This is a genomic window from Myxococcus sp. AB036A, assembly GCF_006547355.1.
Classification (GTDB): Bacteria; Myxococcota; Myxococcia; order Myxococcales; family Myxococcaceae; genus Myxococcus; species Myxococcus virescens.
In genome coordinates, this window is record NZ_VHLC01000143.1 from 1 (window position 1) to 17828 (window position 17828).

Genomic DNA, 17828 nt, shown 5'->3' on the forward strand with positions numbered 1-17828 from the left:
GGCCTGGAAATGACCGGGGACGAAGGGCTTGGCGAAGTGGTCGTTCTGACCACTGTCCAACATGCGAAGCATGTGGACGGCCTCGGAGACGTGCTCCTTCTCCTCGGCGGCCAGGTGCTGGAAGAACGCGCGGACCTCGGGGTTCGAGGAGGCACGGGCGTAGGCTTCGTACTCGTTGATCGTCTCCAGCTCACGTGCCAGCACGAGGCGGATGCGCGCCACGTCGTCCAAGTCACTGTCGGGAGGGCCGGCCATTGGAACGGACCCTTGCAATCCAGGGGGTTCGGCGTCAAGCGAAACAGGGGGACGGGGTTTCGGGCTTCATGACACCGAACGGCCCGCGTAGAGTCCGCCGCTCTCGTGACCACGTCCTCGCCCGAGTCTCCGCCCCCGCCGATTGCGCCGGTTGCGCCTCCTCGTCCCGAGCGTTCAGGAGGTGGTGCCGCGCTGGTGGCGGCCGGCATCCTTGCTTCCCGGCTGATGGGCCTGGTGCGCGAGCGCGTCTTCGCCCACTACCTGGGTAATTCGGAGGTCGCGGCCGTCTTCAAGGCGGCGCTGCGCATTCCCAACTTCCTGCAGAACCTGTTCGGCGAGGGCGTTCTCTCCGGCTCGTTCATTCCCGTCTACGCGCAGCTCCTGGGCCGCAAGGACACGGAGACGGCGGACCGGGTCGCGGGCGCCGTCTTCGGCATCCTGTCCCTGGTCACGGCGGTGGTGGTGGCGCTGGGCATGGTGTTCACCCCGCTGCTGGTGGATGCCATCGCGCCCGGTTTCCAGGGACAGGAGCGGGAGCTGGCCGTCCACCTGGTGCGCATCCTCTTCCCTGGCACAGGCATGCTGGTGCTGAGCGCCTGGTGTCTGGGCATCCTCAACAGCCACCGGCGCTTCCTCCTTTCGTACCTGGCGCCCGTCGTGTGGAACCTGGTCATCATCGCCGCGTTGGTGGCCGCGGGAGGCCGCTACGAGGAAGAGGCGTTGGTTTCGGTGCTGGCCTACGCCGTGGTGCTGGGCAGCTTCCTCCAGTTCGCGGTGCAGGTGCCCTCCGTCCTCAAGTTGATGGGCCGCTTCCGCCCGACGCTGTCGCTGGCGGCGGAGCCCGTGCGGCAGGTGCTGAAGAACTTCGGGCCGGTCGTGTTGGGGCGCGGCGTGGTCCAGTTCAGTGCGTGGGTGGACACGGCCTTCGCGTCACTCATCTCCACTCGCGCGCTGTCCTCGCTGCTCTACGCGCAGACCATCTACCTCATCCCGGTGAGCCTCTTTGGGATGGCGGTGTCCGCGGCGGAGCTGCCGGAAATGTCGCGCGCCACGGGGGAGGGCGCGGACGTGGCCGCCAGGTTGCGCCAACGCATCGACGGAGGCGCACGCCGCATCTGCTTCTGGGTCGTCCCGTCGGCGGCCGCCTTTCTCTTCCTGGGGGACATGGTGGCGGCGGCGTTGCTGCAGACGGGGCGCTTCGATGCGGCGGACTCGCGCTACCTCTGGTACCTGCTCATGGGGGCTGCGCTGGGATTGGTGGCCTCCACGGTGGGGCGTCTCTATGCCTCCGCCTTCTATGCGCTGAAGGATCCGAAGACGCCGCTGCGCTTCGCGGTGGTGCGCGTGCTGGTGGGCACCCTGGGCGCATGGGTGCTGGGCCTGTGGCTGCCGGGATGGCTGGGTGTGCCGCAGCACCTGGGCGCGTTGGGCCTCACCCTGGCCAGCGGCCTGGTGGCCTGGCTGGAGGCGGGACTGCTACGCCGCAAGCTGGTGAAGCAGCTCGGGCCGGTCGGCGTCCCGTCTGGACTGCTGCCTCGCTTGTGGGGCGCCGCGGCGGTGGCTGGATTAGTGGCGGTGGGCGTCAAGGTGGGCCTCACCTCGCTGCTCGGGCCGATGCCCGGCGTGACGGCGGAGTGGGGGGGGAGCTTCCTGATGCCGCCGCGCCTGCACCCCGTTCTGGGCTTCGCAGCAGTGGCGCTCCCGTTCGGTGCTGTTTATTTCGGGATGTCAGCGGCGCTGGGCATCCCGGAGGCGGGAACGGTGTTGCGCAAGGTGGGGCGGAAGCTTCGTCTGGTGCGCTAACCACCTGGGATTGCTTGGCTCCCTGCCTGGTAAGCGGCCGCTATTTGGCGTTGCAAGCATCGGGTCCGGGATGCTCTGACGGGGTGCCTCCGTTATGGTCGGAGCGTTGGCGTCAACAGCATGTGCGTCATCTGGCTTCCTCCGGACATGGCGCGCGTGTAGAGTGCGCCGCCTTTTTCACCGGGGCCCGGCTTCTCGGGAAGCCAGGGTCGAATTCGCTTCAGGAAGGTCTCGCAGTGAGCGACGAGAAGAACGGTTCCAATTCTGGCGGGATGGGTCCCAAGAAGCCGAAGGCCACCTTCGGTGACGTGATGCTCGGCATCCCTTCCGGGGGAGCTCGCAGCGAGGGCGGTCGGGGCGAACAGCGTGGCGGTGGCCGAGGCGGCGAGCGCAGCGGCGGTGGCCGCGGTGAGCGCGACGCCCAGCCGCTTCCGGCGGGTGGTGCGCCGCGCGACGAGCGGGGGCCCCGTGGCGGGAGCGAGCGCCGTGGCGGAGGCGACCGTCGTCCGTCGGGCCCCATGGTCGTCGTGAAGCGGGCGTCGGGTGCCATCGAGACGCGCGGCCCGGTGGGGGATGCTCCCGCCGAGGCGACCGCGACGGCTGAGGACACGACCGCCGCCGCCGAATCCTCCGCTGCGACGCCGGCCCCCACGCCGCGTCCGGTCACGCCGACGCCGGCGCCGACCAGCGCGCTGTATGAGGAAGTTCCCGAGGCCCAGTCCTTCGCCGAGATGTTCGAGGCGCAGGCCAAGGAGGGGGGAACGCCCAGCCGCAAGGGCCTGCGCGTGGGCGAGAAGGTCCGTGGCACCATCTTCCAGCTCGGCGCGGACACCGCGTTCGTGTCCGTGGAAGGCGCGGCCAAGAGTGAGGCGATGATCGAGCTTCGCGAGCTGAAGGACGACGAGGGCATCCTGCGCTTCGGCGTGGGTGACACCATCGACGCGCACGTGGTGGAGGTGGGGGCCAAGGGCATCCTGCTCAGCCGCGCGCTGGCCAAGGGCAGCGCGAACCTGGCCCTGCTGGCCGAGGCCCGCGCTTCCGGCATGCCCGTCGAGGGCCTGGTGCTGAGCGTGAACAAGGGCGGTGTGGAGGTCGCCATCGGTGACATCCGCGCGTTCTGCCCCATCAGCCAGCTGGACCTGCGCTACGTGGAGAAGCCGGACCAGTTCATCGGCGAGAAGCTCCAGTTCCGCGTGAGCGAGGTCCGCGAGCGCAACGTGGTGCTGTCGCGCCGCTCGCTGCTGGAGGATGAGCAGCGGCAGCTGGCCGCGGAGACGCGCAAGAACCTGGCCCAGGGCAAGATCGTCAAGGGCAAGGTCACCGGCGTGCGCGACTTCGGCGTGTTCGTGGACCTGGGCGGCGTGGAGGGCATGATTCCCGTCTCCGAGCTTTCGTACACCCGCGTCGGTCACCCGAGCGACGTGGTGAAGGTCGGCGATGACGTCGAGGTCGAGATCCTCCGCATGGAGGCCGGCCAGCCCAACTCGCCGGACAAGTCCAAGCAGAAGGAGCGCATCACGCTGTCCATGCGCTCGCGCCAGGAGGATCCGTTCCAGAAGGCGCTGTCCGAAATCAAGGAAGGCGACCGCCTCCAGGGCAAGGTCGTCCGCCTGCAGCAGTTCGGCGCCTTCGTGGAGCTGCGTCCGGGCGTGGACGGTCTGGTCCACATCTCCGCGCTCAGCGACCGCCGCATCGCACACCCGCGCGACGTGGTGAAGGAAGGGGAGACCATCTGGGTGTCGGTGGAGAAGATCGACACGCAGGAGAAGCGCATCGGCCTGCGCCGCATCTCCGAGGAAGAGGCGCAGCGTCCTCCCGAGGAGCGCACGGCGCCCGCCGCGGAAGCCGCCGCTCCGGCGCAGCCCGCCGCGCCCCGTCCCAAGGTGGGTCAGGTCGTCGTGGGCAAGGTGGATCGCATCGAGCCGTACGGCGTGTTCCTCGCGTTCCCGGGCGGCAAGGGCTTGCTGCCCGCGAGCGAGACGGGCACCGAGCGTGGCACCGACCTGCGCAAGCACTACTCGCTGGGCCAGGAGGTGAAGGTGGCCATCCTGGACATCGACGCGTCCGGGAAGATCCGCCTGTCCGTCACCGCCGCCATCCGCGCGGAGGAGCGCGCCGAGGTGGAGGCCTGGCAGAAGACGCAGCAGCCGCAGGGCGCGGGCAAGAAGGGCTTCGGCACCTTCGCGGATCTGCTCAGCAAGGCGCGCAAGTAATTCCCTGTCTCCAGCGCTGATTTCGTTGATGTGGTCAGCGCTGGAGAAAGGTGTTGACGGTCCAGGCGAGGGACGGTACTTACCGCCTCGCCTCTCTCTACCGCGGGGTGGAGCAGCCTGGTAGCTCGTCGGGCTCATAACCCGAAGGTCGCAGGTTCAAATCCTGCCCCCGCAACTCGTTGTTCTTCGGAACTTGATTGGAATCGCAGTCAGGTTTCGAGTAGTTGAGTCTCAAGACATGTCGCGGGGTGGAGCAGCCTGGTAGCTCGTCGGGCTCATAACCCGAAGGTCGCAGGTTCAAATCCTGCCCCCGCAACTCGTTGCACTTCGAATCGCTGAACCCAAACATGTCGCGGGGTGGAGCAGCCTGGTAGCTCGTCGGGCTCATAACCCGAAGGTCGCAGGTTCAAATCCTGCCCCCGCAACTCAAGTCGGCCCGGTCATTCTCATGGAATGGCCGGGCCGATTTCTTTTTGCGCGTCTCGACACTTCGAGCGTCCTCCGGCACGGCCGCCCTGCGTCCCGCCGAGCGCGTTGTGTTCGCTGGTGAAGGCGTACCCGGCACCACGGTCCATCTTCCTCGTAGGGGATTGCCCCCACCGGTGATGCGCGGCTCACGCCGCCGACAACGACGAGGAGGAGTCCATGGACGCCGACATCACGCATGTCCTGCTGGTCGGAGGTACGGGGCGTTTTGGTGGCAGGTTGGCGTCGGCGCTGCTGGCGCGTCCCGGCATCCACCTGCACGTGTTGGTACGTCCGGGCACGCGCAGCGACGCGCTGGTGAGCCTGGCGGAGCATGGGGTGACGTTGGTGAGCGGGACGCTGGATGACATGCGCTCGCTCGATTCGGCCTTGGAGGGCGTGGACGCGGTGGTCTCCGCCGTGAGCGGACCACCCGAGGTGCAAGTGGAAGGGCAACTCCGGTTGCTGGACTCCGCGCGGCGGCATGGCGTCATCCGCTTCATCCCTTCGGACTACTCGCTGGACTACACCGACGCGGACGCGGGTGACGCCTTCATGGATGCGCACCGCCGTGTCGCGGACGCCGTGGTGAAGAGCGGCGTGCCGCACACCTTCGTCCTCTGCGGCGCGTTCATGGAGACGGCGCTGTCGCCGCAGGCGCAGGTGTTCGACTTCGAGCGCGGCGTTGTCTCGTACTGGGGCACGGGGGACGAGCCCTTCGACGTCACCGCGATGGCGGATGCGGCGCGTTGGGTGGCGGAGGTGTTGGTGGATCCTCACGCCGCGGGCCGGCGGCTGGAGTTCGTGGGGGACGTGGCGACGGTGAATGACGTGGCCGCCCTGTACGAAGCGCTGACCGGTCAGCGCCTGCGCCGCCTGTGCAGGGGAAGTGTGGAGGACCTTCGCCGGCAGCTCGTGCGCGCACGGCCCGAAGGCGTGTCCGTTCAGGTGTCTTCAGCGGAGCTGAGTCTGCTCTCGCAGCTTGCGGGGAAGGGGAGACTGCGCGAACCGGCCAATGCCGAGTACCCGCGGCTCCGGCCCATGACGCTGCGCGACTTCCTTGAAGCACGGTGGAGGGTGTCGACATCCGCGCGGGCGACGTTGCCACTCGCTCCACCGCCGTAGCCCGCGAGCATCGCGGACACTCGGTGGAGTCAGCGCGTCTCGGTGGCGGTGCGCTGCGGGCTCGGGTCGCACGCCAGCAGGGCGCACTGCGTCGCGGGCGCGCACTGATCATCACAGCAGCGCAGATGTCCCCAGGGGCAGCCACGGGATGTGGCCGTGCTGTTTTTCTCCTCGGAGGCGGATTGCGTCGCGCTTCCTGAGTCCTTTGTGCCTCTGTCGCCGCGCGACATGGACTCAGGTGTCGCGTTACCCGGGTCCATGGTGGCTTCGGCGCGCGGGAACGGGCGTTCCGCGGTGCCCAGACACCAGTCGCGCCAAGCACAAGTGCCTAGAACACCACTCCCCAGACGCCTGCGCGTCCATAACCAGCGCTCATGGCTCCCGCATGTTCGACGCAACCTGCCGTAATTGCGGAATTCTGCGCTCCGTTGGAAAAAATGCGCATGTCGCCTTTTAACTTACATCCGATCGGGCACTAATCTCTCCGCCAGGTGACAATCTGTCACTTGGTCGCCTTCTGACCGTGACTGGGAGTTTCGGCGATGGGGCCGGAACCTTGGACCCAGGCTGTAAGGAAGGCGGCCACCCCCGCCGTCGTAAATGGAGTTTCCCCACGTGAGAAGGTTGGTTGCCACGCTGTCCGGGCTTGCCCTGGTACTGTCCGGTACCAGTTCCGTCGCCCGGACGCTGCCGAACTACGATGCACTCCAGGACGCGAAGCCCGCGGGTCGTGCTACCGCGGGATTCAAGCCGGTCAACAGCAGCCTGAAGGGGGCGCGGGTCGCCCACAAGGACTCGCTGACCGGTTCCCCGACGTTCATCTGGACGCACCCGACTGTGGAGCAGACGAAGCTCCGCGGCGAGTACGCGAAGATGTCTCCCGCCAAGGCGGCGCTGGCGCAGATTTCTGCCCACGCTCCTCTCTACGGTCTCTCTTCGTTTGAGGCCGCGGGCGCGACGGTCACCAACGTCAGCACCAACACGCAGGGCGTGAAGGTCGTGACGCTGGCCCAGGAGTCCTCGGGAATCGAGGTCTTCCGCCAGTCGCTGAAGGTGCTGCTGAACAAGCACAACCAGGTGGTTGCCATCTCCGGCAGCCTCTCCAAGCACGGTTCCGCGGAGATCCCCAAGGCCAAGGCGCGCTTCACGTTGCCTGCGACCGAGGCGATCGCCGTGGCCTATAAGGACCTCACGGGCGCCGCGCTGGACCGCAACCTGCTCACCCGCGTGAGCGACGCGAAGAAGGGCGATAAGTACTCGCACTTCACGCTGGCCAGCTACGCGCGTCCGCTCGAGGAGGGGTTTGTCATCCCCGCCCGCGCGAAGCAGGTCTACTTCCCGCTGCCTGGCAAGCTGGTCCCCGCGTACTACGTGGAGATCAACACGGGCCGCGCGAACAGCGTGGACTCGGACTACTTCGCGTACGTCATCTCGGCCGCCGACGGTCAGTTGCTGATGCGCAACGACCTGAAGGCGCACGCGGAGTTCAGCTACCGTGTGTTCTCGGACACGACGCCGCCGTACACCCCGCACGACGGTCCGATCGGCAGCGGCGGTACGCCGCACCCGACCGGCAGCCCGGACGGCTACCAGTCGCCGTACGTTCCGGCGAACCTGATCACCCTCGAGAGCCTCCCGTTCAGCCGGAACGATCCCTGGCTGCCGGACGGCGCGACGGAGACGGTGGGTAACAACGTCGACGCGTACGCGGACCTCACCGCGCCGGATTACTTCAACGCCGGCGACCTCCGCGCTTCCGTCACGGCTCCGGGCGTGTTCGACCGGACCATCGACTTCGGCATCCAGCCGAACGCCAACAACGAGCAGATCGCCGCGGCGACGACGAGCCTGTTCTTCCTGAACAACTGGCTCCACGACTGGTACTACGACGCCGGCTTCGACGAGGCCTCCGGCAACGCCCAGCATGACAACTTCGGGCGTGGCGGCGTGGGTGGTGACCGTCTGCAGGCGCAGGCGCAGGACTACAGCGGCACCGACAACGCCAACATGCTCACGCCGGCGGACGGTGCGTCGCCGCGCATGCAGATGTACCTGTTCGCCGGGCCGCGCAACTCGCGCCTGACGGCGAACGCTCCGGCGGAGGTCGCGGGTGACTACGAGGGTGGCGTCTCCTCCTCCTTCGGTCCGCAGACCTTCAGCGTCACCGGCGACGTGGTGGCGGCGCAGGACGCGGCCAACACCACGGGCCCGACGGACCGTGACGGTTGCACCGCGCTGACCAACGCGGCCGAGGTCACTGGCAAGATTGCCATCATCGACCGCGGCAGCTGCGACTTCACCATCAAGGTGACCAACGCGCAGAACGCGGGCGCCATCGGCGTCATCATCCACGACAACGTCGCGGGTCCCACGATCGACCTGGGCGGCGAGTCCACCACCATCACCATCCCCACGCTCCGCGTGAACCTGGATGATGGCAACGTGCTGCGCAGCGGTCTGCCGGCGCTCAACGTCACCCTGTGGCGTGGTCCGACCACGTGGATCGACGGCACCATCGACAACGCCATCGTGGCGCACGAGTGGGGTCACTACATCAGCAACCGCCTCGTCGCGAACTCGTCCGGTCTGGTGAACAACCAGGGCCGCGCGATGGGCGAGGGCTGGGGTGACTTCACCGCCCTGCTGATGATGGTTCGCGCCGAGGACATCAACGTCCCGTCCAACGCGAACTGGAACGGCGCCTACGCCGCCGCGGGCTACGCCACGCGCGCGGACGCGAACTCCGAGTTCTTCGGTATTCGCCGTGGCACGTACTCGTCGGACCAGACCAAGAACGCGCTGTCGTTCCGTCACATCATGGACGGCGTGGCGCTGCCCACGGGCGTGCCGTTCAACGGCAACACGGGTCTGCCGAACTCGCAGGTCCACAACTCCGGCGAGATCTGGGCGACGATGCTGTGGGAGTGCTACACGTCGCTGCTCCGCGCGCATCCGTTCCAGGAGGCGCAGGACCGGATGAAGAGCTACCTGGTCAACGGGTACAAGCTCACGCCGGCGGCCCCCACGTACCTGGAGGCGCGTGACGCCGTCATCGCGGCGGCCTACGCCAACGACCCGGCGGACGCCGAGCGGTTCTGGGCGGCCTTCGCCAAGCGCGGCGCGGGCGTCGGCGCCGTGGCTCCGGACCGCTACTCCACGAACCACGCCGGTGTCGTGGAGAGCTTCGTGGTTGGTTCGGCCATCCAGATCGTGTCGGCCGAGTTCATCGACGACGTCGAGGCTGGCTCGTGCGACCTCGACGGCATCCTGGACAACGGTGAGACGGGCCGCATCGAGGTCACCGTGCGCAACGCGGGCGCGCTGCCTGCGTCCGCCTCCAGCGTCAACCTGTCCTCCGCCTTCTCGGGTCTCGAGTTCGGCAACGGTGGTCAGGCGAGCTTCCCGGTCATCCCCGTGTTCGGTACGGCCACGGTCTCCATCCCGGTCTCGCTCACGGGCGCGACGGGCCAGCAGGACGTGACCATCGACATCGCGGCGCGTGATGCGGGCCAGGCGATCCCCGGCGACATCACGGACAGCATCATCCTCACGACGCACTTCGACGAGCGTGCGAACTCCTCCAACATCGAGGACGTTCAGATCACCCCGTCCAAGCTGCCTTGGGAGACCGATTACGACGAGGCCCTGACCCCGGCCGTGTTCAGCGTGGTCACGTTCGAGGACGGCAACCGCACGTTCTACGCGGAGAACACCCCGTCCTTCGCCGACGTTCGCCTCATCTCGCCTGAGCTGCACGTCAGCGCGACCGAGCCCTTCGTGATCAACTTCCTGCACGCTTGGGACTTCGAGGACGACTACGACGGCGCCACGGTCGAAATCACCGAGGACGGTGGCCAGACCTGGGTGGACATCGGCGATCCGATCCACAACACGGTTCTCGAGAACTACGAGGGCAACCTGAACCCGCTGGCTGGCAAGCCCGCGCTGTCCAGCTACAACCCTCAGTTCCCGGGCATGCTCCCCGCGACCATCGACCTGGGCACGGCCTACGCCGGCAAGACGGTGCAGGTCCGCTTCCGCGTCGGTACGGACATGAGCGCCGGCTACACGGGCTGGCTGTTGGACGACCTCGAGTTCAATGGCATCACGAACACCCCGTTCACCACCATCGCGGCTGAGGATGGCGTCTGTGTGAACCCCTGGCCCATCGCCAACGCCGGTCCGGACCGCTCCATCGCGCCGGGTGAACTGGTGAGCCTCTACGGTTCGGCTGCCGATCCGGAAGGCCAGCCGGTGACCTTCACCTGGGCACAGACGTCTGGTCCCGCGGTCACCCTGGCGGGTGCTGACACCCTGACGCCGTCGTTCACGGCGCCGCAGGTCACCGCGGCCACCGAACTGGTGTTCACGCTGACCGTCTCCGACGGCGTCAAGACGGCCACGGACTCGGTGACCGTGACGGTGGCGCTGCCCAACCATGCGCCCACCGTGAACGCGGGCCTCGACGGCACGGTCGAGGAGCGCGCTGAGTACACGCTGAGCGGCTCCGCCAGCGACGAGGACGGCGATGCCCTCACGTACCTGTGGACCCAGGTCTCCGGTACGCCGGTGGCGGTGAAGGACTACACCACGCCGACGGCGACGTTCATCGCGCCCGAGGTCACGCTGGATGAGCCGCTGGTCTTCCGTCTGACGGTCAGCGACGGCATCGCTACGGCGAACGACACGGTCACCGTGACGGTCACCAACGCGAACCGCGCGCCCATCGTCTCCGACACGTCCGTGGCCTTCGCCGCGGGTACTGTCACCGTGACGGCCTCCGCGGTCGACCCGGATGGTGACGCGCTCAGCTACAGCTGGGAGCAGACGGGTGGTTCGACGGTCGCCATCAATGGCGCCGATACGTCCGCCATCTCCTTCGCCACCCCGGTCCCGGGCTCGTACGAGTTCACCGTGACGGCGACGGACGGCTCGGCCTCTGCCTCCAAGGCGGTGCCGGTGACCATCATCGACGGTTCTCTGCCGGTGAACTCTGCGCCGACTGTGAACGCGGGTATCGATGCCACGGCGAACGCCGGCGACACCGTGGCGCTCAGCGGCTCCGCGAGCGACGCCGAGGGTGACACGCTGACGTACCTCTGGGAGCAGATCGGTGGCACGCAGGTGACCCTGACGGGCGCCGACACCCTGACGCCGTCGTTCACCGCGCCGAGCACGGTCAACGGTGACACGCTGGGCTTCATCCTGACGGTCAGCGACGGCACCTCGACCACCAGCGACGTCGTGCGCGTCGTCGTGGCGGCGGACCCGGGTGCCAACCCGAGCAACACTGCTCCGGAAGTGGACGCGGGTGAGTCGGCTGTCGTGGCGGAGGGCGCCACCGTGACGCTCAACGGCACGGCGACCGACGCTGACGGTGACACGCTCGTCATCGTCTGGACGCAGATCGCCGGCACGCCCGTGACGCTGTCTGACGCGACCTCGTTGACGCCGACGTTCACCGCGCCGGCCTCCTCCGAGCCGCTGAGCTTCCTCCTGATGGTCAACGACGGTACGGCGACTGTGGTCGACGTGACGTCCATCAGCGTGACCGAGGAGAACGACGCGCCGGTGGCGTCCGCTCGCGCGGTGCTCTCTGGCAACCAGACGTCGGCCACGCTCGACGGCTCGGCTTCCAGCGACGCGAACGGCGATGCGCTGACGTACCGCTGGACGCAGGTCTCCGGTCCGAACGCGACCATCTCCGGCGCGGACCAGGCGGTTGCGGTCGTCAACCTGCCTGACCTCGACGACAAGACGGCGTCGTTCTCGTTCCGCCTGACGGTGACGGACTCCGCGGGCGTCGAGAGCAGCACCACCGTGCAGTTCTCCGCCCGCAACGGCGGTGACAGCGGTGGCTGCTCCGCGACGGGCGCGGGCGCTCCGGTCGGCATGATCGGCCTGGCGCTGCTCGGCCTGCTGCGCCGCCGTCGTCTGAACTGAGACGCGCGGGTCCTCCTCCTGCCTCCGGGTGGAAGGAGGCCTCCGCGGGGCCCGGATGAAGTGAGTGTCCGGGCGTCGCGGAACGCCGACTGAAGATGGACTTCCTGGCGGCCGGCTCCCGGATTCAAGGGGGCCGGCCGTCGACTTTTCCGGGCCGAGGGGCCGCGGACCTCAGAGGGGCCGCACGTGCTCCGCGAGGCGTCCGGTGGCCATCAGCTCGTGCAACTCGTCGCCCATGCGCTCGCTTTCGGAGACCACCTGGTTCCAGGCACGCATGCGCTCAGCGTCCTTCATCCGTTCGAAGTCGATCCGGTCCGGGATCCGGCCGCCAGGAAGGCGGGCCACCAGCTCCGGAGACGGGGCGATGAGCAGCGCCCTGCGGAAGTTCTGGGGCCGTGCCCGCCGCCACCGAAGCGACTTGTCGAACCAGCCCGGCACCACGTACGGGTAGAAGTGCGGGTACAGCACCAGGCCCGTGCCCGGGCCGAAGTCCAGGTCCAGGTGGTAGTCGACCACGCCGCCGTCGCGAAACACGCCCGCGGGCGCGCCGGGAATACGCACGCCGCTGAAGAGCAGGGGGATGGAGCCTGACGCCAGCAGCGCCAGCCGGAGGTTCTCTCGTGTCAGTGGCAGGTGGGTGGAGGGCAGGTCCTTGAGCCCGGCGAAGGGGCTGGTGTCCCCGGCCGAGTGGAAGATGACGCGCTCCATGTGGAGCCCCAGCGTCCGTCGGCTGACCAGGTTGCCCAGGGCGCAGAGCACGAGCCCGAAGAGCTGCGCTCGTGGGCCTTCCATTCCCACCGCTCCCCGGCACAGGGCGGTGACGACATGCAGCCGTGCCCAGGGGTGGTCCAGAATCTCCGCTTCACCGTCCTCGCCCAGCAGCGCATCCAGGATGCGCTCGCAGGTCTCGCTCACCTGGGTGGGCGTGGGCTTGGGCGGATAGCGTTGGTCGATGTACGCCGCCTCGAAGCGGCGCAAGGCCAGCACCGGGTCCTTCTGGGCCACGCAGGCGAGCCGCCAGCTTCCAATGGAACTGCCGATGAGGTGGAGGGGGCGCGAACGGTTCTGGAAGAGGCCGGCGAAGAGCGCCCGGTCCAGTCCCGCCAGCACCAGCCACTTCGGACCGCCGGAGGCACCGGGGACGACGTCCACGTCGTCCCAGCGCAAGCCTCGTTCGCGAATGAGCCGGAGCGCGTCCGGCCCGGCCAGGAGCGTGAGGTGGGAGGCCATATCGGCCCGCCAACCTAACGAAGCCCCACCGGGGTTGCGACTCTTCGCGTGCCCCCGGGGTGCTGTAGCCTCCCACCATGAAGAAAACCGCAGCCTCTCCCGGCTCCCCGGTGGACCTCAGCCGCCGCACCCTCCTGCGCGGAACGGCCGCTGCCACGGCGCTTGCTTCACTGGATGTCCCCGCCCAGGCGGCCCCGACGCCGGAGCGGCCCTTCGAACTGGCCGAGGCCACCGTGGTGGACCTCCAGGCCGCGATGAAGGCAGGCGAGCTCACCGCACAAGGCCTCGCGGAGCGCTACCTCGCGCGCATCGCCGACTGGGACTCGCGCGGGCACCTGCCGCTGCGCTCCGTCATCGAGCTGAACCCGGACGCGCTCGCCACGGCCGCCGCGCTCGACCAGGAGCGCCGCGAGAAGGGACCCCGGGGCCCGCTGCACGGCATCCCGGTGCTCCTCAAGGACAACATCGCCACCGCGGACCAGATGCAGACGACGGCGGGTTCCCTGGCGTTGGTGGGCGCGCGGCCGCCGCGGGACGCGTTCATCGTGGAGCGCCTGCGTGCCGCGGGCGCGGTCATCCTGGGAAAGACGAACCTGAGCGAGTGGGCCAACTTCCGCTCCACGCGCTCGGCGAGCGGCTGGAGCGCGCGGGGTGGCCAGACGCGCAACCCGTATGCGCTGGACAGGACCCCTTCGGGTTCCAGTTCGGGGGCGGGCGCGGCCACGGCGGCCAACTTCTGCGCCGTGTCCGTGGGCACGGAGACGGATGGCTCCATCGTGTCGCCCGCGGCGGCCAGCGCGTTGGTGGGGCTCAAGCCGACGGTGGGACTGGTGAGCCGCTCCGGCATCATTCCCATCTCCCACAGCCAGGACACGGCTGGCCCCATGACGCGCACCGTGGCGGATGCCGCGGCGCTGTTGAGCGTGCTCGCGGGCGTGGACCCTTCGGACGCGGCGACGGCGGCGAGCCGGGGCAAGGCCCATGCGGACTACACCCGGTTCCTCGACGTGGACGGGCTGAAGGGCGCTCGCATCGGCGTGCCCCGGGAGCGCTTCTTCGGCTACCACCCGGCCACCGACGCGCTCGTGGAGGAGGCCTTGGCCTTGATGAAGTCCCGCGGCGCCATCCTCGTGGACCCGGCGCCGATTCCCGCGGTGGCGCAGGTGGACGCCCCCGAGCTGGAGGTCCTCCTCTACGAGTTCAAGGCGGGGCTGGAGGCCTATCTTGCGACGTTGGAGGAGGGGACGGCCCCGCGCACGCTCGCGGAGCTCATCCGCTACAACGAAGCGCACGCGCCGTCGGAGCTGCCGTACTTCGGCCAGGAGCTCTTCCACATGGCTCAGGCCAAGGGGCCCCTGACGGACAAGGCCTATCTCAAGGCCCTCCAGGCTTGCCGCCGTCTGTCGCGCGCGCAGGGGTTGGACGCGGTGATGAAGAAGCACAAGCTGGATGCGCTGGTCGCGCCGACGCAGGCGCCCGTGGGGCTCATCGACCCCATCAACGGGGACCACTGGCTGGGCAGCAGCTCCACGCCCGCGGCTGTATCAGGCTACGCCTCCATCACCGTGCCCGCGGGGTTCGTGTACGGCTTGCCCGTGGGGCTGTCCTTCATCGGCGGGGCCTGGAGCGAACCCGTCCTCTTGAAGCTGGCTCATGCCTATGAACAGGCGTCGAAGCACCGCCGCCCGCCCACCTTCGCGGAGACGGCGGACCTGCGGGTGCACGCTGGCGCGGGAGGCCCACCCGCGAAGCCCTGACTCAGGGCTCCGGTGACGTGGCCCAGGGCGTGGTGGCCTGGAGCACGGCTTCTTGGAGCGCCTCCGTGCGCAGGTGCGCGATGTGCTGGTACTCCGGGTCCGCCACCATCTGTAGGAAGGCGGCGCGGCTGGGATAGCGGACCAGGAGCACCGCGTCCCACGTCTGTCCGGGATCGGCCACCAGCGCCGTGGAGCCGTCTCCGGCGTAGAGGGGCTGGGCGCCCACCTTCTGGATGAAGGGCATCACCGCGCTCGCATAGGCCTCATAGGACGCGCGGCCGCCTTCCTTGAAGCGCACCAGGTTCAGGATGACCACGGGGCCCCCGGGATCCTCCCGCATGAAGCGTTCAACGTCGGTGTGCTGAGGATCGACGGCCATGGTGCCTCCTCGGTTCGGGATGAAAGCTATTCCAACGTGCCAACGGAGCCGCCACCGGGCTGCTCGCGCTGGTGGTCGAGATACGCGGCGAAGCCTGCCTTGGATTGGATGCGGAAGGCGGGGATTCGGGCGAGCGCCTCGGGCGGGAAGACGTATTGCTCACACACGAGGCTGGCGCGGGTCGCGCCTTCCTGGCTGCCAGTGAAGGGCCGCACCTCGTGTTGGAGGTCGCCGCGGAAGTGCACCAGCAGGCCCTCGCGTGGGCGGATTTCACCCACGGGGGTGTCATTCTGGAGAAGGCGCAGCTCGCCACCCCAGGCGCGCTCGGGGACCTGGAGATACAGCACGCTCACGTGCCGGGGCGTCGCATCGGGGACGCCGCTGGGCTCCTGCAGTGTCGCGTCGATGTGTCGCCCCACGCCGCGCCCCGCCTCGAGCAACAAGAGGTTGAGATAGAATGCATTGGGGGCGGGCTGCTCCCGCCGCGAACCCCAGAGCCGCTCATGCCAAGGCAACAATCCTGTCGCATGGATCGGGTCCAGCACGTGGGCCAGGTAGCGCACCAGAAAGGGGAAGCGGGCCTCCAACGTGGCGCGGCCCTCGTGCGTGAAGATGAAGGCAAACCCCCGGCTGGCCTGGAACGTCCCCATCAACGGACTGCGTGCCACGAAGCGCGAGCCGAGCAGGGCGGTCCGCAGCTCATGAAGCGCGCTGCGGGGCAAGGCCTCTCGGCGGGTGATGTAAGCGCGCACGGGGAGACTCGGACTTCAGGGTGAATAAGAGAACCGTAGCAGTTTTACAGCCTACCTTATAGGTTGCAGCCTAGCCGATGCTACTCAACTCCTTGGAGACGGACACATGAGCCAGCAACCTCGAGCCTCTCACGCGCCTCCGCCCGCCGCTCTGCAGATGACGCAAATGGTCTATGGCTTCTGGGTTTCCCGAAGCCTTCAAATCATGGCGGAACTCGAGCTCGCGGATACCATCGGTGATACGCCCAAGACGGTCGAGGAGCTCGCCGAGGCCAGTGGGACGCATGCGCCCACGCTGCGCCGGCTGTTGCGACTGCTCAGCGGCCTGGGGGTGCTCGTGAAGGATGAGTCCACGCAGCGCTGGGCCCTCACGGAGCTGGGCGGAATGCTTCGCAAGGACAACCCCGGCTCCGTGTATGGCTCGCTCCGGGCGCATGGACACATCCTGTCGTGGCAGGCGTGGGGAGACCTGGTCACCGCCTTGAAGACGGGCAAGCCCACGGTCGAGAAGTTCATGGGCGACACGTTCTTCAACTACATGACGACGCATCCCGATGTCGCCGCCATCTTCAATGGCAGCATGGCCGCGTACCAGACGCTGAACGCGCCCGCCGTGGTGAACGGATATGACTTCTCCTCCGCGCGCAGCATCGTCGACGTGGGCGGCGGAACAGGCATGCTGCTGACGCACATCCTCAAGGCCAATCCCGGCGTCCGCGGCACCGTCTTCGAAATGCCACACGTGGCGGTGGAAGCCCGCGAGCGAATCGCCGAGCAGGGGCTGTCGCAGCGGTGTGACGTCGTCGCTGGTGACTTCTTCGAGCGCATCGCTCCCGAAGGCAAGGACGTCTACATCCTGTCGCAGATCCTCCATGACTGGGATGACGAGCAGAGCCTGCGCATCCTCAAGTGCATCCGCGCGGCGATGCGTCCCGACTCGCGGTTGCTCATCGTGGAGACGGTGCTGCCCGGCGACAACGTGCCCCACTTCGGCAACCTCTACGACCTGGCCATGCTCGTGCTCGTGGGCGGCCGGGAGCGCACGGGGCCGGAGTACACGGCGCTCTTGGAGAAGGCGGGGCTGAGACTGTCCAACGTCTTCCCGACGACGATGCCGCCCAGCGTCGTCGAAGCCGTGGTGGCCTGAGCCACCAGCGGTCGCCGTGAGGTGGGGGCTCAGTGGTCCGCCCGCCTCCGGCGCTGCCGGGACGTGTCGAGCATGTTCAGCAAGGCCTTCTCCGAACAGTGGAGGCTCCCGCTCCGCGTCTCCGCCAGCTCGTCCACGGAGTCGAACCAGGTGTCCACCACCTGGCCGCGCTCGAACATGGCGAGCACGGACGGGTAGATATACGAGGACCGCGCCACCGCGGGGGTGTTGCCCAGGTGCTCGGCGGCCTCCTTCACGGCGGCCACCAGGGTCTTCTTGATCACCGTCTTCTTCACCAGGCCACCGGTGCCTCCGGATCGCTGGGGCCGTACTCTCGCGCTGGAGCCGCTCGAGCTGCGTCTCGGGCCGGGCTGCTGGCCGGGGACTGGACCGCCGGGCTGGTTCCGCGTGAGGGGCCATGCGCCTTGAGTCAGGGGAATCCCGCCCACCCCATATGAGCTGTCCTCCTGTAGTGCTCAGGGTGGGGCTGCGCGGCAACGCAGGTGCCGTCCGGCCGCCCGCCCAGGGTCGGGGCAGAAAAGCGCAAGGCGCGTTTTCGATGGGAATGACATTCGTTTAGAGTGGTGCGCAAGCCGCATGAGCGCCTTCCTCGACACCATTCTGGCCTTCCCGACCGCCATCTTCACCATCGTCCTCGGTGTGGTGATGACGTACTGGCTGTTCGTCATCGTGGGCGCGGTCGGCATCGACCTCTTCGATGGCGACATCACGCTGGAGTCGGGCGGCAAGGCGCTGGGC

The 17828-nt window shown here is 68.3% G+C and carries 10 protein-coding genes, 3 tRNA genes and 1 pseudogene; 9 read left to right on the forward strand and 5 right to left on the reverse strand.

Features of this window, described 5'->3' with window-relative positions; all coding sequences use genetic code 11:
• Positions 1 to 255 (reverse strand): annotated as a pseudogene (encB, locus tag FL344_RS35215) (encapsulin nanocompartment cargo protein EncB); the annotation flags it as partial.
• 105 nt (positions 256 to 360) lie between these two features.
• Here encB and murJ point away from each other — a divergent pair.
• The 7 genes from murJ (at position 361) to mepA (ending at position 11804) form a co-directional block, all read left to right on the forward strand.
• Entirely contained in the window at positions 361 to 2058 is a 1698-nt protein-coding gene (murJ, locus tag FL344_RS35220; protein ID WP_141621612.1) for a murein biosynthesis integral membrane protein MurJ, read from the forward strand.
• A 272-nt stretch (positions 2059 to 2330) separates the two neighbouring features.
• Positions 2331 to 4271 carry a S1 RNA-binding domain-containing protein gene (locus tag FL344_RS35225; RefSeq protein WP_141621617.1) on the forward strand — a complete coding sequence of 647 codons (1941 nt, stop codon included), beginning with the start codon at positions 2331 to 2333 and terminating at the stop codon, positions 4269 to 4271.
• Between the two features lie 101 nt (positions 4272 to 4372).
• Positions 4373 to 4446: transfer RNA gene (locus FL344_RS35230), tRNA-Met, on the forward strand.
• 67 nt (positions 4447 to 4513) lie between these two features.
• Positions 4514 to 4587: transfer RNA gene (locus tag FL344_RS35235), tRNA-Met, on the forward strand.
• Between the two features lie 35 nt (positions 4588 to 4622).
• A tRNA-Met gene (locus tag FL344_RS35240) sits at positions 4623 to 4696 on the forward strand.
• 220 nt (positions 4697 to 4916) lie between these two features.
• Entirely contained in the window at positions 4917 to 5861 is a 945-nt protein-coding gene (locus tag FL344_RS35245; protein ID WP_141621613.1) for an aromatic alcohol reductase, read from the forward strand.
• Between the two features lie 600 nt (positions 5862 to 6461).
• On the forward strand, positions 6462 to 11804 hold the full coding sequence (gene mepA / locus FL344_RS35250) for a myxosortase-dependent M36 family metallopeptidase MepA (RefSeq protein ID WP_141621614.1): 5343 nt from the start codon (positions 6462 to 6464) through the stop codon (positions 11802 to 11804).
• Positions 11805 to 11975: 171 nt separating this feature from the next.
• Here mepA and FL344_RS35255 read toward each other — a convergent pair whose 3' ends face one another.
• The gene (locus FL344_RS35255; RefSeq protein WP_141621615.1) at positions 11976 to 13034 is read right to left on the reverse strand and encodes a patatin-like phospholipase family protein; all 1059 of its coding nucleotides are present in this window, start codon (positions 13032 to 13034) and stop codon (positions 11976 to 11978) included.
• Positions 13035 to 13111: 77 nt separating this feature from the next.
• On the opposite strand from FL344_RS35255, the gene FL344_RS35260 reads away from it, so the two are divergent.
• Positions 13112 to 14791: an amidase gene (locus tag FL344_RS35260; RefSeq protein ID WP_194863370.1), complete on the forward strand. Its 1680-nt coding sequence runs from the start codon at positions 13112 to 13114 to the stop codon at positions 14789 to 14791.
• 1 nt (position 14792) lies between these two features.
• Here FL344_RS35260 and FL344_RS35265 read toward each other — a convergent pair whose 3' ends face one another.
• Both FL344_RS35265 and FL344_RS35270 read right to left on the reverse strand, forming a co-directional pair.
• The gene (locus tag FL344_RS35265) at positions 14793 to 15170 is read right to left on the reverse strand and encodes a DUF1330 domain-containing protein (protein WP_011553593.1); all 378 of its coding nucleotides are present in this window, start codon (positions 15168 to 15170) and stop codon (positions 14793 to 14795) included.
• A 26-nt stretch (positions 15171 to 15196) separates the two neighbouring features.
• Complete coding sequence (locus FL344_RS35270) at positions 15197 to 15922, reverse strand: 2OG-Fe(II) oxygenase (protein WP_141621616.1); 726 nt, start codon at positions 15920 to 15922, stop codon at positions 15197 to 15199.
• Positions 15923 to 16088: 166 nt separating this feature from the next.
• On the opposite strand from FL344_RS35270, the gene FL344_RS35275 reads away from it, so the two are divergent.
• A complete protein-coding gene (locus tag FL344_RS35275; protein ID WP_141588885.1) occupies positions 16089 to 17069 on the forward strand; it encodes a methyltransferase in 981 nt (326 codons plus the stop codon).
• Between the two features lie 29 nt (positions 17070 to 17098).
• Here FL344_RS35275 and FL344_RS35280 read toward each other — a convergent pair whose 3' ends face one another.
• A complete protein-coding gene (locus FL344_RS35280) occupies positions 17099 to 17365 on the reverse strand; it encodes a hypothetical protein (protein WP_228565602.1) in 267 nt (88 codons plus the stop codon).
• Between the last annotated feature and the right edge of the window lie 463 nt (positions 17366 to 17828).